The 23,292-nt window shown below is 74.8% G+C and carries 17 protein-coding genes; 4 read left to right on the forward strand and 13 right to left on the reverse strand.

Annotation, left to right across the window (positions count from 1 at the left end; genetic code table 11):
* Positions 1–40: 40 nt before the first annotated feature.
* The 3 genes from ACXJKF_RS16455 to ACXJKF_RS16465 are packed head-to-tail and all read right to left on the reverse strand — an operon-like array spanning position 41 to position 1,080.
* Positions 41–202 carry a hypothetical protein gene (locus tag ACXJKF_RS16455; protein ID WP_307493588.1) on the reverse strand — a complete coding sequence of 54 codons (162 nt, stop codon included), beginning with the start codon at positions 200–202 and terminating at the stop codon, positions 41–43.
* Position 203: 1 nt separating this feature from the next.
* Positions 204–662, reverse strand: coding sequence for a DUF6325 family protein (locus ACXJKF_RS16460; protein ID WP_456788792.1), 459 nt, complete (start codon positions 660–662; stop codon positions 204–206).
* 25 nt (positions 663–687) lie between these two features.
* On the reverse strand, positions 688–1,080 hold the full coding sequence (locus tag ACXJKF_RS16465) for an SHOCT domain-containing protein (RefSeq protein WP_456788793.1): 393 nt from the start codon (positions 1,078–1,080) through the stop codon (positions 688–690).
* Positions 1,081–1,298: 218 nt separating this feature from the next.
* Between ACXJKF_RS16465 and ACXJKF_RS16470 the strand changes: the two genes are divergently transcribed.
* Positions 1,299–3,569: a LuxR C-terminal-related transcriptional regulator gene (locus ACXJKF_RS16470; RefSeq protein ID WP_456788794.1), complete on the forward strand. Its 2,271-nt coding sequence runs from the start codon at positions 1,299–1,301 to the stop codon at positions 3,567–3,569.
* Between the two features lie 63 nt (positions 3,570–3,632).
* Positions 3,633–3,848, forward strand: a complete 216-nt coding sequence (locus ACXJKF_RS16475; protein ID WP_456788795.1) for a hypothetical protein — start codon at positions 3,633–3,635, stop codon at positions 3,846–3,848.
* Between the two features lie 13 nt (positions 3,849–3,861).
* Here the strand turns inward: ACXJKF_RS16475 and ACXJKF_RS16480 are convergent, their stop codons facing one another.
* Positions 3,862–4,044 (reverse strand): DUF1918 domain-containing protein, encoded by a 183-nt coding sequence (locus ACXJKF_RS16480; RefSeq protein ID WP_456788796.1) that lies wholly within the window; start codon positions 4,042–4,044, stop codon positions 3,862–3,864.
* A gap of 23 nt (positions 4,045–4,067) precedes the next feature.
* Positions 4,068–4,688: an FMN-binding negative transcriptional regulator gene (locus ACXJKF_RS16485; protein WP_456788797.1), complete on the reverse strand. Its 621-nt coding sequence runs from the start codon at positions 4,686–4,688 to the stop codon at positions 4,068–4,070.
* 79 nt (positions 4,689–4,767) lie between these two features.
* Here ACXJKF_RS16485 and ACXJKF_RS16490 point away from each other — a divergent pair, with 79 nt between their 5' ends.
* Entirely contained in the window at positions 4,768–4,974 is a 207-nt protein-coding gene (locus ACXJKF_RS16490; RefSeq protein ID WP_056587849.1) for a dodecin family protein, read from the forward strand.
* A gap of 8 nt (positions 4,975–4,982) precedes the next feature.
* Here the strand turns inward: ACXJKF_RS16490 and ACXJKF_RS16495 are convergent, their stop codons facing one another.
* Positions 4,983–7,421, reverse strand: coding sequence for a flippase-like domain-containing protein (locus tag ACXJKF_RS16495; RefSeq protein WP_456788798.1), 2,439 nt, complete (start codon positions 7,419–7,421; stop codon positions 4,983–4,985).
* A 167-nt stretch (positions 7,422–7,588) separates the two neighbouring features.
* On the reverse strand, positions 7,589–8,035 hold the full coding sequence (locus tag ACXJKF_RS16500; RefSeq protein WP_456788799.1) for a DUF1579 family protein: 447 nt from the start codon (positions 8,033–8,035) through the stop codon (positions 7,589–7,591).
* 374 nt (positions 8,036–8,409) lie between these two features.
* On the opposite strand from ACXJKF_RS16500, the gene ACXJKF_RS16505 reads away from it, so the two are divergent.
* Positions 8,410–9,123, forward strand: a complete 714-nt coding sequence (locus tag ACXJKF_RS16505) for an AfsR/SARP family transcriptional regulator (protein WP_456788800.1) — start codon at positions 8,410–8,412, stop codon at positions 9,121–9,123.
* Here the strand turns inward: ACXJKF_RS16505 and ACXJKF_RS16510 are convergent.
* From ACXJKF_RS16510 to ACXJKF_RS16535, 6 genes are read right to left on the reverse strand one after another with little or no spacing between them, the layout of a single operon-like run.
* Positions 9,110–15,082, reverse strand: coding sequence for a hypothetical protein (locus ACXJKF_RS16510; protein ID WP_456788801.1), 5,973 nt, complete (start codon positions 15,080–15,082; stop codon positions 9,110–9,112). The genes ACXJKF_RS16505 and ACXJKF_RS16510 overlap by 14 nt on opposite strands.
* A gap of 4 nt (positions 15,083–15,086) precedes the next feature.
* Positions 15,087–18,320, reverse strand: coding sequence for a hypothetical protein (locus ACXJKF_RS16515; protein WP_456788802.1), 3,234 nt, complete (start codon positions 18,318–18,320; stop codon positions 15,087–15,089).
* 10 nt (positions 18,321–18,330) lie between these two features.
* Positions 18,331–19,761, reverse strand: a complete 1,431-nt coding sequence (locus tag ACXJKF_RS16520; protein WP_456788803.1) for a hypothetical protein — start codon at positions 19,759–19,761, stop codon at positions 18,331–18,333.
* On the reverse strand, positions 19,758–20,645 hold the full coding sequence (locus tag ACXJKF_RS16525) for a hypothetical protein (protein WP_456788804.1): 888 nt from the start codon (positions 20,643–20,645) through the stop codon (positions 19,758–19,760). The genes ACXJKF_RS16520 and ACXJKF_RS16525 overlap by 4 nt, the downstream gene beginning before the upstream one ends.
* A gap of 3 nt (positions 20,646–20,648) precedes the next feature.
* The gene (locus tag ACXJKF_RS16530; RefSeq protein WP_456788805.1) at positions 20,649–22,331 is read right to left on the reverse strand and encodes a hypothetical protein; all 1,683 of its coding nucleotides are present in this window, start codon (positions 22,329–22,331) and stop codon (positions 20,649–20,651) included.
* Between the two features lie 9 nt (positions 22,332–22,340).
* Positions 22,341–23,288 carry a hypothetical protein gene (locus ACXJKF_RS16535; protein WP_456788806.1) on the reverse strand — a complete coding sequence of 316 codons (948 nt, stop codon included), beginning with the start codon at positions 23,286–23,288 and terminating at the stop codon, positions 22,341–22,343.
* Positions 23,289–23,292 lie beyond the last annotated feature (4 nt).

A 23,292-nucleotide genomic window follows, 5' to 3' on the forward strand; every position in this document is an offset into this window, starting at 1 on the left:
ACCGGGCGGAGCTGGCGGGCTCCGCCCGGTGACCCGGTGCTCAGATCCGGCGCCGCCGGCCGGGCGTCACCGCGGCGGCGACCACCGCGGTCTTGGCGACCGGGGCCGGGCCCGGTGTGACGGCCTTGGCCACGACGGCGGTCTTGGCGACCGGGTGGCCGATCACCCCGACCCGCCCGATGCGTGCTGGTCTCAGTGGCATGTCAGACCTCCTGCGCGGTGAGGGCGTCGTCGGCCTCGATCGAGGCGAGGATCGCCTGGATGGGGATGCGGCCGTCGGCGATCAGCTGACCGCCGGACCGGCGCGCGGCGGAGGCGAACCCGGCAGCCCACAGGTTCTCCCAGATGAGCACGCCGGCGGTGCTGCCGGGATCCATCGCGGCCGCGAGGTGCTCGACGTCGTCGGCCGCCAGAAGCTCGGCCAGCTGGGCCTCGATCTTCTGCAGCTCGCCCAGCTGCGGGATGTCGGACAGCTCGAGCGCATCGACCGAGCCGTCCTCGTTCTTGGTGAGGACGAGCACGTCGATCACACGGATGGTCCCGGCGTCGACGAGCGCGATCAGCTCGTCGACCATCTCTCCCGTGAAGCGGCTCTGGCCGGCGGGGAACTCGACGACGACGTAGTCGACAGGTCCCAGCTGGTCCAGCGGGGTCTCGGTCATGAGGTCCTCCTCTGTCGTCCGGTCCTCACGCGAGGGCCGCGGCCTTGAGCTTGGCGAACTCGGCCTGGTCGATCGCGCCGGAGTCGAGCAGGGACTTGGCCTGCGCTATCTGGTCGGCCGGTGACGACGACGAGGTCGCGCTCCGGATCCGGTCGTCGAAGGCGGACTGCGCGGCCTGCATCTGTGCGGCCTGGCGGGAACCCATGCCCTTCCCGCGGACGATCAGGTACAGCAGGATCCCGAGGAACGGGAGCAGGATCAGCAGCACGACCCACAGGGCCTTGGCGCCGCCCCCGGTCTCGTCGTCACGGAACAGGTCCCCGAAGATGGCGATGAGCAGCCAGAACCAGATGATGAACAGGAAGAACTCGAGCATCCAGAGCAGGATGTCGCCGCTCCCGAACGTCGCAGAAAACATGACGGTCTCCTTCGTCGTGACGTGACCGTGCGAGCGTGGTGCCCGGGAGGTCGCGAGACCCGCGGTCGTGGGTCCCGGTGCGATCGTGCGGCGACCCGGGAGGGCTCGGGATCACCCCCGGCGCGGATCACCCGGGTGAGCGTGTCCTGGATGAACCGGTGTGTCCCGGCGACCTCGTCGGGTCTAGGGTGCGAGACACGCGGCCCTGGGGAGAGTTCGTGACGTACGACATCGGCTCTGAGCAGGCACGTCCCGTCCGGCTGACGTCGGGCAGCGGCGTCATCCGGGCCAAGCTCGCACCTCCGCGGCTGCCGCGCGGCGTCGTGGGTCGCCGCGAGCTGCTGGACGTCCTGCAGGGTGGTCGCGGGCGGCGCCTCACGCTGGTCTCGGCGCCCGCCGGGTTCGGCAAGACGACGCTGCTCGCGCAATGGGCCCAGGCCGAGGAGCCCGAGCCGGCCCGCCGGTTCGCGTGGGTGTCGCTCGACGCGGGCGACTGCGAGCCAGAGCGGTTCTGGACCCACGTCGCCGCAGCGCTGTGCGGCGTGGAGCCGGGGGTCACCGAGGCCACCGTGGCCGCGATGCGCGCACGGCCGCAACGGATCGGCGACGTCGGTCTGCCGCTGCTGTACGAGGCGCTCGCCGACGGAGCCGAGGACACGGTGCTCGTCCTCGACGACTACCACCGCGCGGAGACGCCCGAGATCAGCGCGCTGCTCGCCGAGTTCATGCGCTACCGCCCCGAGCGGGTGCAGCTGGTCGTCTCGACCCGGTCGGACCCGGCGCTCGGGGTGGCCCGGCTGCGCGCGAGCGGGGACCTGGTGGAGGTCCGGGCGGACGCGCTGCGGTTCGACGAGGCCGAGGTGGCGAGCTTCTTCGACGGGATCGGGCTCGCGGGACTGACACCGACGGAGGGGCACCAGCTGGTGGAGCGCACGGGTGGCTGGCCCGCTCCGCTGCGCCTGGCGTCGCTGCTCATGCCCGAGGACGGGCGTGCCACGTTCATCGCGCAGTTCTCCGGGGCGAGCCGGCACGTCGTCGACTACCTCGCCCAGGACGTGCTCGACCTGGTCGACCCGGCCACCCGGGACTTCCTGCTGCAGGTCTCGATCCTCGGCCGGTTCACGGGGTCCCTGTGCGACGCGGTCACCGCGACCACCGGCTCGGGCGCGCTGCTGGCCGACCTCGAGCGGGCGAACCTGTTCATCTCGGTGGACAGCGAGGGGGAGTGGTACCACCCGCACCAGCTGTTCACGGAGGCGCTGCGGGTCGAGCTGACCCGGACGCGGCCCGCCCTGGTCCCGGTGCTGCACGCACGGGCCGCCGGGTGGCTCGAGGCGGCCGGGGACATCGAGGCCGCGACGGACCACGCGGTCGCGGCCCGCGACGTGCACCTGGCCTCACGCCTGGTCGCCGGTCAGGTCCAGCCGATGTCCGCGAGCGGTCGCGGCGCGAACGTCCGGCGGTGGCTGGCGGCGCTCTCGTGGCCCGAGGCGCTCCGGGACCCGGAGCTCGCCTTCGTCCGGGCGGTGACGGCGAGCCTGGCCAACCAGCTCGACGAGGCGACGCAGTGGCTCGACGTCGCGCGGACGGGCGATCTCGACGCGCGGGACGCCGCGGGGCTCCCGCTCGGGTTCCGGGTCGACTTCCTGGACAGCGTCATGGGCGTCAACGACGTCGGGCACGCCCGCGAGGCAGCGCAGCGCGCGGTCGTCGCGGCGCCGAGCCTCGCCTGGCACGGCGTCGCGCTCGGCTGTCTGGGGCAGGCGCTGTACCTGGCCGGGCAGCACGGCGAGGCGACTGCGGCGCTGCGGGTCGCGGTGGGGGAGATCTCCGACGCCCACCCGATCATGCTCGCGTTCGCCGTCGGCAACCTCGCTCTGGTGGAGTCGTCGACGGGCGCCGGGTCGCACGCGGACCCGCTGCTGGACCGGCTCACCGACGTGCTCCGTGCGATCGGTGCCGACCGGTCGGTCCCGGCCGCCCTCCTCCTGCTCGCCCGGGGGGAGCGCGCGCGCCGGCTGGGCGACCCCCAGGGCGCGCTGGTCGAGCTGCGGTGCGCGATCGACGTCCTGGAGGACATGCCGCGCAGCGCGTGGCTCGCCAACGCGTTCCTGCTGCTGGCCGCGACCGAGCGCCTCGTCGGCCATGCCCAGGGCGCGCTCGAGGCCGTCGACCGGGCGCAGGAGATCCTCGACCGGCTGCCCGACCCGGGTGCACTGCTCGTGCGTGCGGCGTCCCTGCGGGCCGCCCTGTCCGCACCCGTCCGGCACGCCACGGAGTTCGGCGAGGCGCTGTCCGAGCGGGAGGTCGTCGTGCTGCGGCTCGCGGCGGACGGGCTGCAGCAGCGCGAGATCGCCGACCAGCTCTTCATCTCCTACAACACGGTGAAGTCTCACCTCAAGGCCGCGTACCGCAAGCTGGGCGTCACGTCCCGGGAGGCGGCGATCGAGCGGCTGCAGCAGCTGGACGGGACGCCCGCGCAGCACTGACCACCCGGGTGAGCAGCCGGGCGGGTGGTCCGCCGTCCGCCCGGGGATGAGCACGATGTCCGGATGATCCTCTGCACGATCGTCGTCGCGGGTGAGCTCGACACCCGGTTCGGCGACGCCGTGGACGGGATGACGCTCACGGCGGCCGGAGGGCGCACCGAGCTCGTCGGCACCCTGACCGACCAGGCCCACGTGCAGGGGGTGCTGCACCAGCTCTTCGACCTCGGCCTCGAGGTCGTCTCGTTCACCACGGCGCCCGAGGACGCGGTGCGCACCTGACGGACGCCACGGGTCAGGGCGACGTCCGCACCACCGTCAGGTCCGGTCCCGGGTACACCAGCGACTCGTGCCCGTCGTCGAACCGCACGACGTACGGGCCGTCCGTGCCCCGGGCCTCGACCACCGTGCCGCCGCGATCCGCCGTCCCGACCGTCCGGCCATGGATGACGACCTTGTCCCCGACCTCTGCGTGCATCGTCGATCACCTCACCGCCCAGGCTAGGACGACTCCTGCCGGAGCGCAGCAGCCCGGCGCATCTCGTCCGCGAGCGCGGCGTTGGTCGGTTCGAGGTGGTCGATCACGTTCCGGACCACGTCGGGCTGCTTGTTCTGGCTGAGCTTGGCCCGGGCGTCGAACCGGGTGACGCGCAGGCGCAGGCCGACTGTCCCGCGCGCGATGCGGCGAGTGCCCTCCTCGTCCTCGGCGAGGCTGCGACCGCCCGGCCGGGCGTGCTCGAAGTGGTCCGTGAGCAGCGCGAGCATGGCGTAGTTCTCGTCGTCGTCGAGGAGCTCGGGCGTGCCGTAGAGGTGGGCGGTGACGTGGTTCCAGGTGGGCACGAGGTCGCCGGGCGGGTACCAGCTGGGGGAGACGTAGTCGTGCGGACCCTGGACGATCACGAGGACCTCGTGCTGCCCGAGCTCGTGCAGGGTCTCGTCCGGGCGACCGAAGTGGCTGACGAGCGTGATGCCGTCGCGGTCGCTCTCCTCCACCAGCACCGGGTAGTGGGAGGCGACGAGCCCCGTCGAGGCCGGCGAGACGAACGTGGCCCACGGGTGCTGCCGGACGAGCTGCTTGACCTCGTCCGGGTCGGTCAGCAGGAACCGGGGGGTGTGGCGCATCTGCAGGCTCCCTGTGGTGGTGTCGACGGGCCGCGACCAGTATGGAGTCGTCCGTTCCGAGCGAGGAGAGGCCATCACCATGAGCGTGTACCGCGTGATCGACGTCATCGGGACCAGCACCTCGTCCTGGGAGGCCGCCGCCGCCGAGGCGATCAGCACCGCCGGGGGATCGCTGCACGACCTGCGGGTGGCCGAGGTGACCAAGCAGGACGTCGTCGTCGGCGAGGCCGGGGACCTGCTCTACCGGACCCGGCTCCAGCTCTCGTTCAAGTACAAGCCCGAGTAGGCCGTCCGCTAGACGTAGTCGTTCCGGCGCAGCCAGCGCATCGCGGCCGCCCCCCAGATCGGGGGCAGGTAGAACGTGACGAGCCGGTAGGTGATGGCCGTCGACACCGCGATCGCGCTGGGCACGCCGATGGCCTGCAGACCGACCGTGAAGCCCGCCTCGGTGACCCCCATGCCACCGGGCACGGGCATCAGGCCGGCGAACAGGCTCACCGCGGTGTTGATGAGGATGAGCTGCGAGAAGTGCGCGGTCTGCCCGAACGCCTGCAGGCACAGGGCCAGGACCCCGGCTTGGAGCAGCTGCGCCCCGAGGTTGCCACCGAGCATCGCGGACACCTTCGCCGGCTTGCGCAGCACACCCAGCGCGGAGTGCGCCGAGCGCGCCTGCTCCGCGATCGCGGCGCGGATCTTCGGGACCCGTGCGGTGACCCGGTGGCGCAGCCGGGGGACGGCCAGGGTGACGACCGCGGTGACGACGAGCACGGCGAGCAGCACCGCGAGCAGCGACGGGCTCGACGAGCCGGAGGTGTCGGAGCTGGACCCGGTGGACAGGCTCGAGGTGAACCCCGGCAGGCCGCTCACCACGATGAGCAGGATGAGGGACGCCTGCACGACGAACCCCGTGACGCTGTCGATGAGCCCGAACGACAGCGCGGACCCGGCGGGGATCCCGAACTTCTGGAAGAAGCGGACCTCGAGCGCCAGGCGGGCGGCGGAGGACGGGAGCACGAGCGAGATGAACTGGATGGAGTACTGCAGCATCAGGACCGGGACGTAGCGCAGCCGGGCGAGCGCGGCGCCCAGGGTCGCACCGGCGAGCGCCGTCTGGATGAACGGGGAGAGGAGCAGCGCGGCGACGAGCCACACCCAGTCCGCGGACGCGAGGGCGGCGGCGACGCTGGCGAGGTCGACACCGGCGAGCATCGTGACGACGACGTAGATGATGAGCGCCGACAGGAGCAGGGTGCCGACCGACCTCGGGGTGACCCGCCGCAGGCGCTCCAGCGGCGGCTCCTCGACCCCCGCGGCGGCGACGGCAGCCGTGCGCAGCTCGTCGAGCGTCCAGGTGCCCGCGCGCACCTCGGCACGGGTGCCGCGACCGAGCGCGGCCGACTGGAGGTAGGGCAGGAGGTCCGCGAGCCCCGCCGTGCCGATCGCGTCGACCGCGGCGGCGAGCGCGCGGTCGGGACCGACGACCAGGGCGGTGCAGACGAGGAGGCGGACCTGGTCGGTGCGCACGTCGCCGTCGTCGGACGCCCGTCCCGCCGCGTCGAAGTCGGCGAGCGCCGGGCTCCCGTCGAGCCGGACGACGACCCGGCTGCCGTCGATCCGCCCGTGCGCGATCCCGGCTCCGTTCAACGTGAGGAGGGCCCGCCACATCCCGGCGAGCAGCCCGTCGTCCAGGGACTCGGCGTCGAGGTCGCCGAGCGCTGCGCGTGCGCTCGTCGTGACCAGCAGGGCGTCGCCCTGGTCCGCCACGCCGACCGCGACGAGGTCCAGCGTCGGCACCCCCGCCTCCGACGCCAGCAGCGTGAAGAGGGCCTCGTGCTCGACCCGGGAACGGCGCGTGCCCCAGATCTGCGCGCGCTCGCCGCGGCGCGTCAGGGCCGTCCACAGCGACCCGACGAGCTGGCTGTCCCAGGCGTCGCGCCCGTAGACCGTGACGCGCAGCCCGGCGTCCTGCTCCGTGCGGGCGAGCAGCAGGTCCACGGCGGTCGGGTCGGGTGATGCCGAGACCCCGGTGGTCGGCACCCCGAGGTCGGCGAGGGCGACCTGGACCTGTGCGTCGGTCAGGCGCCCCTGCGGCGAGCCGAGGACGAGGTGGGTGATGGCCGCGGCCGCGATCCCGACGGCGATCGCGGCGCTCGCCCCGATGAGGTTCGTCGCGTTCAGGCCGATCGCGGCGACGGCGCCCAGGCCGATGACGACCCGGCTCGCGTACCTCCAGGGCCGGGCGAGGTGCGGGGACGCCGTGACGATGATCGCCGTGAGGATGGCGACGCGGCTCGCGACGTAGACGACCGGGGGGCCTGACGACACGAGCCCGTCGATGATGGCGGACGGGTCGGTCCCGGCGAGGGCGCCGACCCCGACCGCGGCGCCGAAGGCGAGGGCGGACGCCGTCGCCTGGTCGACGAGGAGCCGGCGCCGGCCCCGGCTCGCCGCAGCGAGCACGACGACCCCGACGGCCCAGAGGGTCATGACGGCGTAGACGATGCTCCACAGCCAGCCGAAGAGCGGCTGCAGCCAGGCGAGCAGGGTGGCCAGCGCGGCGTCGGCGCCGGACGGTCCCGGGGCGGCCAGCGCGAGCACCCCGAGGGCGAGGAACGAGACGACGAGCAGGAGGATGTCCGTCGGCCGGCGCAGCCGCGGGGCGCCCGCTGCCGACGACCAGACGCGGACGAGTCCGTGCAGCCTCGTGCGGTTCCGGTCCGCTGGGTCAGCCATCGAGCCTCCTGGGCACAGCGACGCGGTGGGAGCTGGTGCCTACGGGGTCAGCACCGTGCGGAACTGCGGTGAGCGTACCGCTGGCCTGACCAGCGAGTTCGTGAATCGGCGACGAACCGGGCGGCGGGTCGTGGGCGCCGCGCCGCAAGGATGTCGATGTCGTCCTGCTACCGGTCCGCGGCGGGCTCCAGGGCGAGCTCGACGACCTGGTACGGCTCGTGACCGGGCACGACGTTGTGCATGGTGATGGTCGCGTCCTGCGGCCGGACGTGGATGTGCCAGCCCCAGTCCGGTCCCGACTCCGCAGGGTAGGAGCCCCGGAGCCGCAGCTCGTCGCCGATGTCGCCGGCGAAGGTCATCCAGGTCGCTCCCGTGTGCCAGGAGTCCACCCAGACGCCCGACGCCGAGTCGGTGTCGCCGCCGAGCAGGAGGAGCCCGTCCTGCGGGGCGTCCCCGTCGGACCAGGTGTAGGCGATCGAGACGAAGCGTGCCGCGCTGACGGCGACCGTCGCGGTGGCCGTCGACGGCTGGTACTCGTCGGTGGGCATCAGCCGGAGGCGGTTCGTGCCCTGCCAGCGGCCCAGCATCGGGGTGAGGTGGTCGACGACGCTCATGCCTGACAGTACCGAGCCCCGTGGGACGGTCGGCGGGCGCAGGTTGCCCGTTGGTGCCGGGTTCGGGTTGAGATGTCCCGATATGGGCCCCGTCGGGTGGACCGTGGTCGGCACCGGACGGTGGGCTCCGTCGACGCGCGCGTTCCTGTCGCGAGCCCGCCGGGCGCGGACCGGATCCATCGGGTGACGGAGTATCACGCCCGGCCTGCGTCGGCTCCTCCTCTCAGGTGGGGTCAGCGGTGCACGACGGGGCGGAGGGTGCCATGACGACGGTGTCGGGCAGCGAGCGGGCCGGCCGGTGGGTCGGCGACGTCGGTGCGTCACGGCGGCGGACCACGTAGGCCACCCGGTCGGGCGAGGACGGGGGTCGGCTCGTGGACGAGGTCGCACGTGCGCGCATCACCTTGCTCGGTGACTTCCGCCTCCAGGTGGAGGACCGGTCGATCGAGCTGGGGACCGCGTGCCGGCGGGTCGTCGCGCTGATCTGCCTGCGGGGCGCCGTGCCGCGGGCCCGGGCGGCGGGCACGCTGTGGCCGGAGGTCACCGAGCAGCGCGCGGGAGCCAACCTGCGCACCGCGCTGTGGCGGGTCGGGCTCGCGGCCGACGGGGTCCTGCGGACCGAGCGGGGCTGGATCGACGTCGCCCCGGAGGTCACCGTGGACGTCCGTGAGCTGACCGTCCGCGCCCTGGCCGAGCACGACCTGAGCGACGACGTCGCGTCGGTGTCCCGGCTCGCGGACGCGGACCTGCTGCCCGACTGGGACGACGAGTGGGTGGCGCCCGACCGGGAGCGGGTCCGGCAGCTGCGGCTGCACCTGCTCGAGTCGGTCGCCCGGCGGCTCGCCGACCAGTCCCGGTTCGCGGCAGCGGTCGACGTGGCGCTCACCGCGCTGCGCGCCGACCCGATGCGCGAGAGCGCGCACCGCACGGTCATCGCCGTGCACCTCGCCGAGGGGAACGTCGGCGAGGCGCGGCGTGCGTTCGACGTCTGCCGGACGCTCCTGCGCCGTGAGCTCGGGATCGAGCCGTCGGCCCGGACGGCCGGGCTCCTGGTCCGGGCCGCTCCAGGGCTGCTCAGCCGAGCGTGAAGGAGACGGTCAGGATCGCCGCGGTGCCGAGCGCGCCGACCGTCACCGCCATGGTGACCGGCCCCGTCGGCGTGCCCGCCGGGAACGCGACCCGGAACGCCGCACCGGCGCCGAGGAACGCCGCGGCGTCCGGCGCGTCGACGCGGGTCACCGGGTCGGGGTCGCCCGGCGCGGGCGGCACCCCGTTCACGCTCGTCACGAACGGCGGCGACGCCACGGGGGCCGGGACCAGCAGGAACGCCTCGGCGCCCGGGGCGAGGGTGGTCACGACGGCGGCGTCGGCGCGCGGTGCGTCGCGCAACGGCAACGTCGCGAGCACCTCGACCGAGAGCCGCCGGACCGGGACGTCGAGCTCGCGGGACAGGTGCATCCCCGCGAACGCGAGACCGCCGGTGTAGCTGCCGTCCGTGACCGCGTAGTGCCGGCTGACCTCCGCGGCGACAGGCGCGGTCGTCTGGGCGACGGCGGAGATCCGCGCGTCCGCGACCGTCACCGCACCGGCCGGGTCGAGCACCGACACGCGGTAGGTCCGGGGGATCCCCGGCGTCACGACGACGTCGGCGACCTGGAAGGGGATCAGCGTCACGAGGTCGCTGGTGCCCGGCGTCGAGCTGTCGACCGCGCGGCCCGCGACCGTCACGGTGACGTCGTCGACCGTGAGGTCGAACCAGAGCGTCTGCAGCTCGGCCGCGTCCGCCTCGACCGCGTCCTGGGCGCTGCCGATGCCGTTGACCGTCGTGACCCGGTGCGCGCCCGGGCGCGTGAACGACGCGTAGATGCTCTCGTTGCGCTGCACGCGGGGGCCGACGGGCACCTCGCCGAGCGCGGACGCGCGGAATCCCAGCGGGTCGACGGCGGTCCCGGTGATCACGGCGAGGGCGCTCGGGTCCGCGGCGCGGTCGGACAGCGGGCTCGCCACGTAGGTGCCGGGGTCGGGTGTCGCCGGGTCGACGCGGGTGTCGCCGTTGGGTGCGGCGGACGCGCCCGACGACGCGCGCGTCGGCATGACCCGCAGGTTCCGCTCGAAGTGCACCCCGGGCGCGTCGAGCCGACCACCGACGACGAACGTGCGGGAGCGGTCGGTCGGCGTGAACCGGTAGCGCATCACGTCGCCGACCGTCGCGCTCGCCTGCGCGTACGTGTCGGCGTCGTGGACGACCGCCCCGGTCAGCCGGCCGAGCGGCGAGTAGACGTCGCCGGACTCGCTCGACGCCTCCTGCTCGATCGGCGCCTCGTGCTCCTTCTGGAGCCCGAACAGGCGCTTCCACCACACGTAGCCGAACGGCAGGAGCGAGAAGTTCTGGGTGCCCAGCAGCCAGCGCATGACGCGCAGCAGCCAGCGGGTCCAGTCGCCGGGTGCGACCGCGGGTTCGATCTGCCCGTACGGGTCGAAGAGCCACTTCATCCAGCCCATGCCCATCTCGACCATCGCGGTCGAGTCCGCGTTGCCCAGCGGGTCGCTCGCGCCGACGAACGCGATGCGCACGGAGAGCTCGTCGCCCGTGACGGTGACGGCGTCGGCGAGCTGGACGCGCGGCCCGTCGACCGCGAGCACGTCGGTCCGGCGCGGGGCATTGGAGCGGTAGCGCACGACGACCCGGTCCTCGGGGTCGAGGCCGTGGCCCGCGCCGAGGTCGACCACGAACGGGTTGGCCGCGTCCACGGTCCCGGCCTTGTACGAGTACCAGTCGAACGCGCTCTCGGGCTCGTGCGAGTCGTAGCCGCCGACGCGCACGTCGCCCGTGAACGGCACGTTCTCGGTCAGCGTGAGCGTCGTGCCGGCCTTCGTCGCGGACCGGATGACCGTGTCCTCGCCGTGGCGGATCGTCACGCGTCCCGTCGCCGGGAGCTTCTCGGCGTCGGTCGCCTGCGTGAGCGTGACCGACCCACCGCCGGCGCCCACCGTGGCGGCGAACAGGTCGCCCGTCCCCACCATCGCGCGGCCGAGCCCGTAGAACGCCTTGCCGACCAGCCAGAAGATCCCGCCCCAGGTGGAGCCCGCGACCAGGTTGACCAGGCCGCCGTGCGTGAGGGCGTCGAGGATCGCGATGGACACGTCCCACCCGGCGGAGCGCTGCTTCTTGCGCGTGGCGACCCGGCCCGTCGGCAGCGCCCCGGACGGCACCCGCACCTGGAACACGTCGCCCGCGACCGACGCGACGGTCGTCTCGACGATCCGCGCGCCCTGCACCACCTGCAGCGTGTCGCCGGCCGCGATCGCGACCCCGGCACGCTGCGGGATGGTGACGGACCACGTCCCGCCCGTCCCCGCGGCGACTGTCGCGTCCAGGAAGGCGGAGAACTCCGGCAGCTCGGTGTCGGACGACAGGATGGCGGGGAGCTCCAGGACGATCATCGGGAACGCGTTGAACCACAGCGGTCCCCAGCGTGCGTACTGCACGGTGTGCGTGAGCTCGTGGTTGGTCAGCGACTGGCTGCGGTCGATCTCGGTGGTCTCCTCGTCCGGGACCAGCAGCGTGCCGGGCCCCAGCGTCACGGTGCGGGCGTCGCCGACGGCCTCGAGCGCGACGACGACGATCGACCGGTCCGCCGCCGTCGTCAGCGTGAGCGCGGTGCCGGGCGGGGCCTCGGCGAGCAGCACACCGCCGTCGCGGGCCAGGGCGGTGAGGAACTCCGTGCCGTCGTGCGTGAACGTCTCCACCGAGACGCCCGTGGCGGTGACCGGGGTGGAGAGCGTCACCTGGGAGACGGCCGCCGCGGCCGTGATCGTCGCGGGGTGCGTCACCGTGCCGTCCACGATGCCGACGACGGTCCCGACGGCGCGCAGGTCGTCGGAGCTCCACAGCGAGAACGTCGCCGTGCCCGTGGTGCCGGTGCCGTCCCGGGTGCCGTCGACACCCAGGAACGGGCCGCCCGTGAGCGGGTCGGTGACGTCGACCTGGCGCACGGTCAGGGCGGTGCCGACGGCGGGCAGCGCGGCGGCGTTCGTCAGGGTCAGCCGGCCCGCGGACTCCCCGAGGACGCGGTGCCACGAGTTGGTGCCGCCGGCCCGGACGCGCACCAGGTCGTTCGCGACGACCCGCAGGAACGGCGCCGCGACGGCGGCACCGGCGACGGTCACGGCGGCCTGCACGTCGACCGTGCCCGCCCCCGACACGGTCCCGTCGTAGGCGTAGCCCGCGGCACCGAGCTGGACGAGGCGCAGGCCCGTGGTCGCCAGGTCCTGCGCGGGCGTGAAGGACACCTGCGAACGCAGCGTGCGCACGACGGAGACCTCGGTGCCGACCTGCACGGGCGCGCCCGGTCGCAGACCGTCCGCGACCGCCGGTGCCGCGAGGTCGATCACCCCGGCGGCGACGTCGACGCCCGTGAGGCGGGCCGCCCGGGTCGCCGGGCGGTCGTCGACGCGGGTGAGCATGATCGGGGAGCCCTCGAACCGCTCGGGCTGGGGCACGACGATCCCGAGCACGTCGGCGCGCGTGACGGGCGCGGCCGCACCGGTCGTCGTCCAGCGCTCGGTGGTCCACGGCCCGGTGCCGACCAGGGGCCGGTCGACCACGACGACGTCGTGCGTGGGGGCACCCGGAACCACCCGCGCGTGCGACACGCCACCGCCGTCGACGCGGACGACGACCACGCCGGAGGACCCGTCCGGTGCGGAGCCGGCGGTGACCGGTGTGTAGGTGAGGGCCGGATCGGTCTCGACCGCACCCTCGCGGGCGCCGAGGACCGTGCCCGGGACGACCGTCCGGAACGCCGTGGTGCCCGCGGGTGCCGCGACGTCGATCGGGACCGTGCTGCCGGTCGCGGGCCCCTCGACGCGCACGCCGGTCGCGGTGCCGCCCTCCAGGACACCGGTCGCGCCCGGCCCCGGTGGCGTGGCGGAGCCGAAGTCGAGGGTCGTGCCGGCCGCGGTCACGGTCGTGGCCGCGCCGAGGGTGCCGGCCGCGACGGCGAGCGGCGCGGCGATCCCGGCGGGCAGCGCGCGCTCGAGCGGGAGCCGCGCCTCGAGGCGTGCCACGCGCGCGACCAGCACCTCGCCGCCGGAGGCGGTCAGGCGCAGGAGGTCGCCCGCGGCGTAGGTGGCGGTCGTCCCGCGGGCGTCGAGCGAGTCCGCGGGCGCACCGGCGGGCCGGGACTCCGACGACGCGGGGGCGGCCGCGAGCGCGGTCACGCGCAGCGTGGTGCCGGTCAGGGCCAGGTTCTCGGCGAGCTGGAGCCGCTCACCGGCACCGGAGGCGAGGACCGCGACCACCGTCGCGAAGGCGAGGGCGGTCCCGTCGTCGACGAGCACCTGGGCACCCGCCGCCAGCCCGGTCGGCGCGGCGGTCGCCAGGACGCTCCGCACCTCGAAGTCGCCGACGGCGACCGCGCCGGCACGCAGCTCGGTCAGCGTCGAGTCCACGTCCTTGCGCGTGTCCATGCGGCTGGCGCCGAGGTGCAGCCCGCCCGACGGGAACCAGGGGGTGAGCGTGCCGGGAGCCACGGCCTCCGCGGGACCGCCGTGCCGGGACCACGCCGTGAGGTTGCCCGGCAGCCACGGCGCGGTGGGCGCGCCGCACTGGAGGAACGACGTGCCCACCCCGGTGGGGGCGAGCGAGAGCACGGTGCCGTAGTGCGTGGGCTCGAACCGCCCCCGGGGGTCGACGACCTCGCCGCGTTCGAGCAGCGCGAACTCGCTGTCCGGGCTCCAGACGATGTGCTGCGTGGTGAACGCGCGGCCGCCCGTGATCACGTTCATGAAGCCGTCGCGGCGCACCCCGAACGAGCCCAGCCGGTCGGTGGACGTCAGGCCGGTCGAGCTGAAGAAGTCGTAGTCGATGCCGCCGCCGACGCCCTTGAACGGCGCGACGATGAGGCTGAGGAACAGGTTGAACCACCAGTCGATGCCGAAGAACGTCAGGATGTTGTTCTGGAACGACCACGTGAGCGTGGACAGCACGAGCCCCTCGGACACCCCGCCGGTGGGGTCCGACCGGCCGACCGGGTCGCCGCGGCACACCTCGTAGGCCGACCGCGGCTCCGACTCGACGGGCAGCGGACCCTCGTAGCCGTCGGGCCGCCGGGGGTCGGTGTCGCCGCCGTCGAGGGGGTCGGGCTCGCAGAACGTGCCCGTCGCGGGGTCCAGCCGGCGCAGGGGCAGGTGCACCATTCCGGCGTGCACGAACCCGCCGAACAGGCCCGGGACACCCGCGTGGGCCAGGAGGCCCTCGCCGTACGCGTCCCGGGGGATCCGGACCACACCGCGGGGGCCGACCACGCGCACGGGCGTGCCCGACGGGTCGAGGCTGAACACCGCCGCGGTGGGGGACCCCAGCGCACCGTCGATGCGGGCCAGGCAGCGCATGCCGTCCCAGAGGTAGACCGCCCGGGCGGCTCCCGTCTCGTCGCGCACCACCCACGTACGCCCGTCGGCGTCCACGTGGTCGCGTGCGGGCCGGGCGGAGGCGACCCGGTGGCCGCGCCCGTCGTACGCGGGTGCCGTCGTGCCGGTCTCCGTCAGCACCGCGCGCACGCGCCCGTCCGGTCCGAGCGCGAGCCGGCGCCCGACGCCGGGGCCGCGCACCTCCACGAGACCGAGGTCGTCGTACGTGTAGAACCAGTGGTGGGTGGACGGTGCCCGGTCGGCTCCGGCGGCGCCGCCGGGCAGGCACGCGACCACGCGGCCGCGCGCGTCGCGCCGGATCTCGACCCCGTCGACGAGCGTGAGGTCGTCGCCGGTCCAGCGGTACTCCTCGGTGAACGCCGCCGCCGCCACCGGTCGCACGTCCCGCAGCAGGGAGCCCTCGCCGATCCGGTCCGCGACCGTGCAGACGTCGTGCCACGTGCGCACGCCGTCGCTCGCCACCGTCAGGTAGTCGCGACCTCCGCCGCGCAGCGCCAGCAGCACGCCCGACGACCCGTCGCGCTCGATCTCGAGCACGCCCGCGCCCGGGAGCGGCAGCGTCTCCGTGGTGGTGCCGAGCGTGGGGCCCGTCGGGAGGTCGGTCATGGTCATGGCGTCACCCCAGGGAGCCCGAGACGGAGACGGACCCGGAAGCCCCGGCGCCCGCGTACCTGATCGACTCCAGCAGCGCGACCAGCTCGTCGCGGACGGACTCGACCAGCGTCGACGCAGCGTCCGCGACCTGCGGGGGGATCGCGTTGATGGTCGCGAGCATCCCCTCGACGTCGAGCTCGCGGAGCTCGTCGCCCACCGCGACCAGCTGCGTGCCGACGCCCTCGAGCGCGGCGATCGGCAGCAGGCCGGAGACGCGGCCGACCTGGGCCGCGACCCCCGACAGGTCCGGCAGGAGACCGGCCGGGTCCAGGCCCCGGATCGCACCCGCGACCTGTGCGATCAGCCCGTCGAGGTCGCCGGCCAGCACCGCGGGGTCGTACGCGGCAATCGTCGCGCGGACCACGGCGTGCACCTCGCCGAGCTCGTCGGCCAGCCGCGCCGGGTCGAGCAGGGCGAGCTCCTCGCGCACCACGTCGATGACGCCGAGGTAGCGCTGCGCGAGCGTGCCCGGGTTGAACTCGTCGATGAGCGCGCGCACCCGCGCGAGGAGCTCCTGCAGGGTGGCGCCGGCGGCGGTCAGGAAGGCGGGGACCACGGCCACGAGGGACGCGAAGAAGGCGTCGAGCTCTGCCGCGAGCGGCTCGGGGTCGAGGGCCGCGAGGAGGCCGTCGACGTCGGCGAGCAGCGCGGACGGCAGCGCGGTCTCCAGGAGGTCGGCGACCGCGTCGAGGTCGTCGGCCACGGTCCCGGCCAGGGCGCCGGACAACCCGCGTGCGCCCGCGCTGACCTGCGCGAGGTCGCCCTGGACCGCGAGGACGAGCGCCCCGGGCGACACCGCGGCGACGAGGTCGACCGAGACGGCGACGTCCAGCCCGCCGGCACTGAGCCCGGCCGAGCCGCGCAGGGCCAGCTGGGCGTCCAGCTGGGCGGCGGCGACCGGCGCGAGCGCGGCGTCGAGCGCCCGGTCGATCTCCGCCTGGAGCCCCAGCAGCCGGTCGCGCGTCGCCCGCAGCGTCCGTGCCGTCCCGGCGGTCGCCTGCTCCAGGCTCGCCAGGACCTCGCCGACCGGTCCGTCGCCGAGGTCGGCCAGCGCCTCGCGCAGCCGTGCCGGCAGGTAGCCGACGAGGCGCACGATGTCGCCGAGGCGCAGGTCGGTCGGGGGAGCGGGCTGCGGACGGTCGGGTGACGCGGTCGAGCCGCTCACGCCCACCGCGCCGAGGGTCGGCTCGACGGCCGCACGTGCCGCCGCCTCCCCGGCCTGCGACGCGACGGCCCCGACGCGGGAGCCGATCACGTCCGGGCTCGGCACCGGGATCGCCCCGGTGATCTGCCGGTACAGGTCGATCGCGGGTGCCAGCAGGATGCGCGGGTGCACCCGGTCGACCGCACCCACCACCTGGTCGAACACCTCGCTCACCGGCGCCACCAGCTCGGCGACGTGGACCTGCTCGAGCGCGGACGCGGCGTCGTCGAGCACCCCCGTCACGCCCGAGGTGAGGGACGAGATGTCGAGCGAGCCCAGCTCGGCGAGCGCGTCGGCGAGCATCGCGTCGAGGTCGGCGACCAGGTCGGTGGGCACCAGGGACGAGATGGCGTCGCTGACGGCCTGCAGCCCGTCGCGCACCGTCGCGCCCACGCCGTCGGGCACCTGGAGCTGGGCGGCGGCATCCTCGAGCGGCCGGCGGACGGCGTCGTCGAGGTCGATCGACTCGAGCAGCGAGACGAGCTGGTCCACGCCCTCGCGCAGCGGCTCGGGCAGCTCCACCGACGAGACGACCGCGCTGACCTCCTCCCGGAGCTCGCGGAGCTGGGCCGTGACGGCCGCCGCGGCGTCCGGGATCTGCGTGCCCCCCACCGCGTCCGCGATCGCCGTCGCCGCCTCCGAGAAGGCACGCAGACCCTCGACGGCCCGCTCGAGGACCTCCTGCGCCTCTCCCGCGACCTCGTTGACCCTCGTCGTGATCTGCCCGAGCGCGCCCTCGAGCGTGTCGAGGAGGTCGCGCACGACCCCCTCGAGCTTGTCGACCGCGGCGGCGACGAGCGCGGCGGGGTCAGCGGCCTCGAGCGTCTGGGCGACCTGCGCGAGCGTCGCGCGCACCGCGACGACGGGGGCGTCCAGGTCGGCGTCGTCGATCGTGCGCGCGAGCCGCGCGATCGCGTCCGAGAGCGCCTGGCGCAGCGGCCGCAGCGGCAGCTCGCGCAGCAGGTCGCGCAGCCAGCCCTTGACCACCTCGACCGACCCGTCGACGGCGCCCAGGACGATGTCCCGCGCGGCCTGCTCGACGCGGTCCATGAGGTCGCTCGCCGCCTCCATCGCCTGCTGCGCGTCCAGGCCGTCGACGAAGCCCCGGGCGTCGGCGACCATGACGCGCCAGTCGTCGAGCACGTCGAGCGCGCCCTGCTCCACGGTCGACAGCGCCCCGCGCAGCGCACGCACCGGTGCGGCCAGGTCGCCGACGCGAGCGACGGACAGCACGCCCGTGACGGTCCGCAGCGCCGAGGCCAGCTGGGCGACCGTCGCGGTCCGCACCTGCTCGAGCGCCGCCAGGGCCGTGCGGACGGCCTCGACGTCGCCCGCGTCCGCCGCGACCCGGAGCCGCCCGAGCGCGACGACGAGTCCCTCGCCCAGGCGGGGGTCGATCCGGACGCGGGCCAGCTGCGCGTCCAGGGTGGTCGACCAGGACCGGACCGGGTCGACGACCGAGGAGCCGAAGGGCAGCAGGACCTGCATCGCGATCCCGACGAGCGCACCCGGGTCGGACGGCAGGCCGCGGTCCACCTGGGTGACGAGCGACTGGATGCGCGCGAGGCCGCCCGAGACGGCGGTGGCGTGGTCGCCGAGGCCGCCGGCGACCTTGTCCAGGGCCGCGCCGGCGTCGAGGGAGCCCGGCAGGCTGAGCCGGAGCGGGTCGCCCGAGAGCGCCCCGATCAGCGCCGCGATGACCCGCGCGCCGTCGGCGACCGCGGCGGCGTACTGCGTGACGGGCAGGTCGGTGCCGAGCGCGTCCAGGAGCCCGGTGAGCGCCTCGGCGAGCGGCTCGATGAGGGCGGCCGGGTCGTCGACCGCGGCACGCGCGGTCTGCACCACGGTGCCCAGGTCGCCCAGCACGCCGGCCACGGCGCCGTCGCCCAGCAGTGCCTGCAGGTCCTCGACGTCCAGCGCCGAGGCGATGTCGACCTTCGCGTCGATGATCGACGAGAGGTCCAGCGCGGACAGGTCGTCCAGCAGCGTCACGACGGCCCCCTCACGGTGCGAACTCCATGACCGCGCCGGACAGCGCGACGGCGCAGAGCTGGTCCGTGGCGACCACCCAGCCGTCGACGCCGTCGAGCACCGCGGCCGGCACGTGCGTCTCGGGTCCGGTGAGCGTCACGGTCGTGCCGCCGACGGCGACGTGCGTCCCCGCGGGCTCGGTGGCCACGGCGATCCGGCACGAGGGCTCGGGCGCCGCGTGCCACCGGAACGCGCCCCGCGTCGCGCGCAGCGAGAGCTCCAGCGGCCCGTCCACGGCCACCGGCTCCCCGAGGTCGAACCACACGACGTGCGCGGGGGTGCGGCCGTCGGCCGCGGGCAGCGCGGTGCGCGTCAGGCTCCGCCCGGCCACCACGAGCGCGAGATCGGTCTCGCCGTGCGGCCAGCCGATGACGGCCACGCGCGCGACCCGTTCGCCCGCGAGCGTCGCGGCCGCGACCCGGCGGACCACCGGCGCATCCCGCACGGCGACACCGGCGAGGTCCGCGTCCGACACCGGCACGGGGTCGGAGGCCGGATGGATCGCGGCGCCGTGGTGCGTGACGGTGACGTCGGCGACCGTGCGCGTCGGCGCGCGGCCCGGGGGTGGTCCTGGCCGGACGACGGACGTCGGGGCGCCGTCGCACTCGACGATGAGGCGCCCGTCGAGCGCACGCTCGATGACGACGCCGGACACCTGGAGCAGCACGTGGGCGTCACCCTGCACGTCGCTGCGCACGGTGATCGGCGCGGTGCCCCCGGCTGCCGTGGTGACCGCTGCCGCGAGGTGGCGCTGCAGCGCGGGAGCGAGGTCGTGCGTGATCGGGGAGCGCACCGGTCCGGGGACGGCGAGCTGCTCGTCGCCGTCCGGCCCGAGCACGTGCACCCCGACGGGCATCGGGGCCACCCGCAGACGGACGTCCTGGTGCGTGAACGGCTGCTTCACCAGGTCCTGGAGCGTGCTGCCGAGCGCGACGCTGACGGTGAGGGTGCCGAGCAGGTCGGGCAGGGTGAGCTGCGTCCCGGACCGGCTCCCGCCGGTGAGCTGCGCCGGGAGGAGCTGCCCGTTCCCGGGCAGCGGCGGGACGGCGACGACCGGCTGGGCACCCTGCTGCACGACGACCCGCAGGGCCGGGTTGCCCGCCAGCACGGACTGCAGGCCCGGGATCGTCAGGCCGCGCGTCGGGACCGCGGGGTTCGGCGGCCGGACCGTGATCGTCTGCGCCGCGTCTGCGCCCGGCGCGACCGTCCCCACGTCGCGGCCGGGGCCGTGCGTCACGGGGTCGACCGTGAGGACGGCGCTGCCCACGCGCGCCCCGGTGGCACCGGCCACGGCCCGCCACGGGGTGGTGAGCGCGATGCCCTGCGGCGTGACGGCGACGGGGGGCTGCAGCGCCACCCTGCCGATCGTGGCCTCGATGGCGGAGACGGCGAGAGCGGTCATGGCGTCACCGTCAGGTCGAACCGCGCCAGCTCCATGCCGATCCGCTCGTCGGCGCCGTTGCGCGCGTGCGCGAGGACGACGAGCTGCTCACGCGCCGCCACCGCCGGCGGCGTGTAGGTGAACGTCGTGCCCGCGCCCTCCACGACCGCGACCACCGTCGAGCCGGACGGGGAGCCGGCGGCGCCGAGCACCCCGGCACCGGGTCCGCCGCCCTGGTCGAGCACGCGCAGCGCCACCGCCCCGAACGGCGCCGCCACCGTGCTGCCCGCTGTCACGTCGAGCGTCCCGGTCGCGCCGAACACGAGGTCGCACGCGACCGCCGCACCCCCCGCCTCGAGGGCGGCGCCCAGGAGGAGCCGCACCGGCAGGCGCACCTCGCGGACCAGGGCGTGGGCGATCTCGCGGCCCTCCTGCCCCGGCACGCCGACGGGCCAGAACCAGCCCTCGGCGTGCACCAGCACGTCCGGGTCGTCGTCCTCGTCGCCCACGGGGGCCAGCTCGACGCGGTCCAGCCGGAACCCTTGGTCGCCGGGTGCGACGAGGGCGCTCGCCGTGCGGACGCCCGGGTCCTGCAGCGCGTAGAGCAGCGCGTCGGCCCCCGCGAGCTCACCGAGCCGGTCGCCGGGCGGGTCCGTGGCGACGTCGAGCCCGATGACGACGCGCAGGCGCACCACGCGCCGCAGCGTCGGTGCGCCCGCGCCGGTCTCGGGCCGGGTGGAGAACACGTCGGGCTCGAGCGGCGTCCAGCCCCGCACCCCGAGCCGCACCACCGGGCCGGGTCCGACCGGGGCGGGTGCGCCCAGGCGGCGCACCCGGCCCGCGAACGGTGCGGGCAGGGCTGCCCCCAGCACGTCCGAGAGTCGCGACTCGAGCTCGGCCAGCACAGGTCACCCCCGCCCGATGCGGCTGTCGACCATGCGCTCCAGCTCCGGGCGCAGCGTGGCGAACTGCTTCTCGACGAGCTGCGGGACGTTCTCCGTCTGCCGTGCCACCTCGTTGGTCACCAGCCCCGCGACCTGCTGGCGCAGACCGTCGAGCTCACCCGCGACCGTGTCCTTGACGCCCGCGGTCTCGGCCGCGACCTGCTGCCGGACCACGCCGTTGACGTCGGCGCGCAGCCCGGTCCCGAGCACCTGCACCTCGGTGGCCGCCGCCTGGCGCGCGACGTCGCCCAGCGTCGTCTCCAGCTCGCGGCGGGCTGCGGCCACGTCCGCCTCGAGGTCCAGCGCGAGCGCGGTCCGCGCCTCGAGGATGCCCCGGCCGACGCGGTCGTCGATCTTGAGCTCCAGCCGGCCGATCTGCTCGATCAGGTCCTTGCGCAGCTGCTCGCGCTGGTCCAGCTCGGCGCGGCGGTTCACCTCGACGCGCTGGTCGAGGTCGTCGAGCCGGGCGCCGTTGTCCTTGAGGAGGGAGTCCAGCGCGCCCTGGCGCTCGTCGAGTGCCGACAGCCGGCCGGCGACCTCGCCGAGAGCGTTCGCCAGGCGGCCCTCGACGGCCCGTTCCACCTCGGCGCCGATCGAGTCGGTGAAGCGCGCGAGCGCGGCCCGGGTCTCCTCGCCGGCCGCGGCGAGCCGGCCGTCCAGGTCCGCCGTGAGCTTCTCCCGCAGACTCTCGTCGAGCCCCTTCAGTGACTCGGCCAGCTCGTTGCGCGTCGAGGCCAGCACCTGGTCGACCAGCACCGCGGTCTCGCGCTTCACGGTGTCGTCCACGACGGGCCCGATCTGGGCGAAGCGCGTCGCGAGCTGCGAGCGCAGGTCGGTCCCCAGCGTCTCGACCGCAGACCCGGCCTCGACCCGTGCGGCGCCGCGCGCGGCGTCGAGCACCTGGTCCAGGTCGCGCCCACCACCGCCCTGGCGGACCTCGTCGATCGCCTCGGTGAGCTGCTCCTGGGTGACGAGCGCCGACTTCAGCTCGGTGAGGCGCACCTCGAGCCCGGACGCGTCGAGCAACGTGCCGTCCGGGCGGGTCAGCCGCTCGCGCAGCTGCTCGACGGCGCCGACCCGCTGGACCAGACCGGGCACGTCGACGGGTGCACCGTCGACCTCGAGCTGGCTGCCGACCTCGACCGCGCGGCCCACCTCGGTCTGCAGCGTGCGCAGCGTGACGCGCAGGTCGGCGATGTCGCCGCGGCCCTCGGCGGCGCCGAGCACCTTGCGGTTCAGGCGGTCGAGCGTCGCCGAGCGCGTCACGTCGTTGGTGGCCACCACGTCGAGCCGCGACCGCGTCGACGTGAGGTCCTCACCGACGCGGCCGAGCTTCGTGTCGAGCAGGCCGACGTCGCGGCGGAGCTTGATCAGCGCACTGTCGAGCGCCGGGTCCTTGAGCCCGCCGCCGGTGATGATCTGGCGCAGCTGCGGGTCGAGCCAGCCGATCGACACCTGGTCGGGGTGGTCGTGCTGGGGCACCTCCGACGTACCGGTGGCGACGGTGGCGCGACCGACCTCGATGATCGCGGCCACGACCGTGTTCCAGTCGTCGGCCGCGACGAGCTCGCCGCGGGCCTTGACCGCGAGCGGGGCCAGACGCTCGATGAGGGCTTGCAGCCGCTCGATCTCGACAGCGGTGGGCATGGCGACTCCTCAGAGGATGCGGAACAGCGCGGGCCCGGTGGCCGCGATGCCGCGTCGGTAGGTCTCCAGCTCGTCCTCGGGCTTGCTCTGCCCACCGGCGCCGGAGAAGTTCTGCAGCAGCGTGAGCGCGCCGCTGACCTCGGGTGCCGCGAGGAAGTCGTCCGCTCCCGCGCCCTGCTCGTTCGCCAGGTCCATGACCTCGCGGATCACGGCGTTCGAGTGGTTGGCGATGAGCGGCGACCACTGGGCCGTGGTGACGAGGGTCGACTGCTCGAGCTCGGCCACCCGCCCGAGCACGCGGTCCCGGATCGCCGTCGACGCCGCGCCCTTGTCCAGCACGGACGTCAGCCGGCCACGCAGGTTGCGGCTCTCCACCTCGCGGCGCAGCTCGATCAGGCTGCGCCCGAACGACTCGCTGAACCGCAGGATGTTGCCCTGGACCTCGGCGAACTTCTCGGCCAGCTCGGGGTGGTCGTGCCCGACGGGGGAGACGAGGCGCGTGAGCTCACCGACCGCACGCGCCAGGTCGGCGACCGCCCCGGCCAGCACGTTCCAGTCCTCCGCCCGGATGACCTCGCCCGGTGCCTTGTCCGCGAGCCGCCCCACGCCGGCCGTGATCGCGCCGGCCTGCTGCTGGATCGGCGCCAGGTCGGCGTCGGGGATGTCCCGGATCGGGGTGTCCCGGAACAGGTCGGGCGGCACGATCACGGGCACCCGCGTCGGGATGTCCTGCGGGAAGAGACGCACGATGCGCTTGTCGATCGCGTTGATGAGGTTCGGGTGGGTGACCGTCATCTCCCAGCTGCCCGGGTCGAGGTCGCGCACCAGCAGCGACCCGTCGAGGAACGGCTTGCGCTCCACCTTCTGCCCGGTCGACTGGTTGACGAGCTTCACCACCGCGTCGCGGTTCGCCGGGGTGTACCCCTGCAGGCGGATGTCGAATGCTGCCCTGGCCATCAGG

The sequence above is a fragment of the Cellulomonas sp. P5_C5 genome (assembly GCF_054049655.1).

Excerpts from the sequence above, each read along its gene's own strand:
- ACXJKF_RS16510 (WP_456788801.1), bottom strand. The coding sequence starts at position 15,082 with ATGACCATGACCGACCTCCCGACGGGCCCCACGCTCGGCACCACCACG.
- ACXJKF_RS16465 (WP_456788793.1), bottom strand. The coding sequence starts at position 1,080 with ATGTTTTCTGCGACGTTCGGGAGCGGCGACATCCTGCTCTGGATGCTC.
- ACXJKF_RS16495 (WP_456788798.1), bottom strand. The coding sequence starts at position 7,421 with ATGGCTGACCCAGCGGACCGGAACCGCACGAGGCTGCACGGACTCGTC.
- ACXJKF_RS16535 (WP_456788806.1), bottom strand. The coding sequence starts at position 23,288 with ATGGCCAGGGCAGCATTCGACATCCGCCTGCAGGGGTACACCCCGGCG.
- ACXJKF_RS16455 (WP_307493588.1), bottom strand. The coding sequence starts at position 202 with ATGCCACTGAGACCAGCACGCATCGGGCGGGTCGGGGTGATCGGCCAC.
- ACXJKF_RS16480 (WP_456788796.1), bottom strand. The coding sequence starts at position 4,044 with ATGCACGCAGAGGTCGGGGACAAGGTCGTCATCCATGGCCGGACGGTC.
- ACXJKF_RS16490 (WP_056587849.1), top strand. The coding sequence starts at position 4,768 with ATGAGCGTGTACCGCGTGATCGACGTCATCGGGACCAGCACCTCGTCC.
- ACXJKF_RS16500 (WP_456788799.1), bottom strand. The coding sequence starts at position 8,035 with ATGAGCGTCGTCGACCACCTCACCCCGATGCTGGGCCGCTGGCAGGGC.
- ACXJKF_RS16475 (WP_456788795.1), top strand. The coding sequence starts at position 3,633 with ATGATCCTCTGCACGATCGTCGTCGCGGGTGAGCTCGACACCCGGTTC.
- ACXJKF_RS16530 (WP_456788805.1), bottom strand. The coding sequence starts at position 22,331 with ATGCCCACCGCTGTCGAGATCGAGCGGCTGCAAGCCCTCATCGAGCGT.
- ACXJKF_RS16460 (WP_456788792.1), bottom strand. The coding sequence starts at position 662 with ATGACCGAGACCCCGCTGGACCAGCTGGGACCTGTCGACTACGTCGTC.
- ACXJKF_RS16485 (WP_456788797.1), bottom strand. The coding sequence starts at position 4,688 with ATGCGCCACACCCCCCGGTTCCTGCTGACCGACCCGGACGAGGTCAAG.
- ACXJKF_RS16520 (WP_456788803.1), bottom strand. The coding sequence starts at position 19,761 with ATGACCGCTCTCGCCGTCTCCGCCATCGAGGCCACGATCGGCAGGGTG.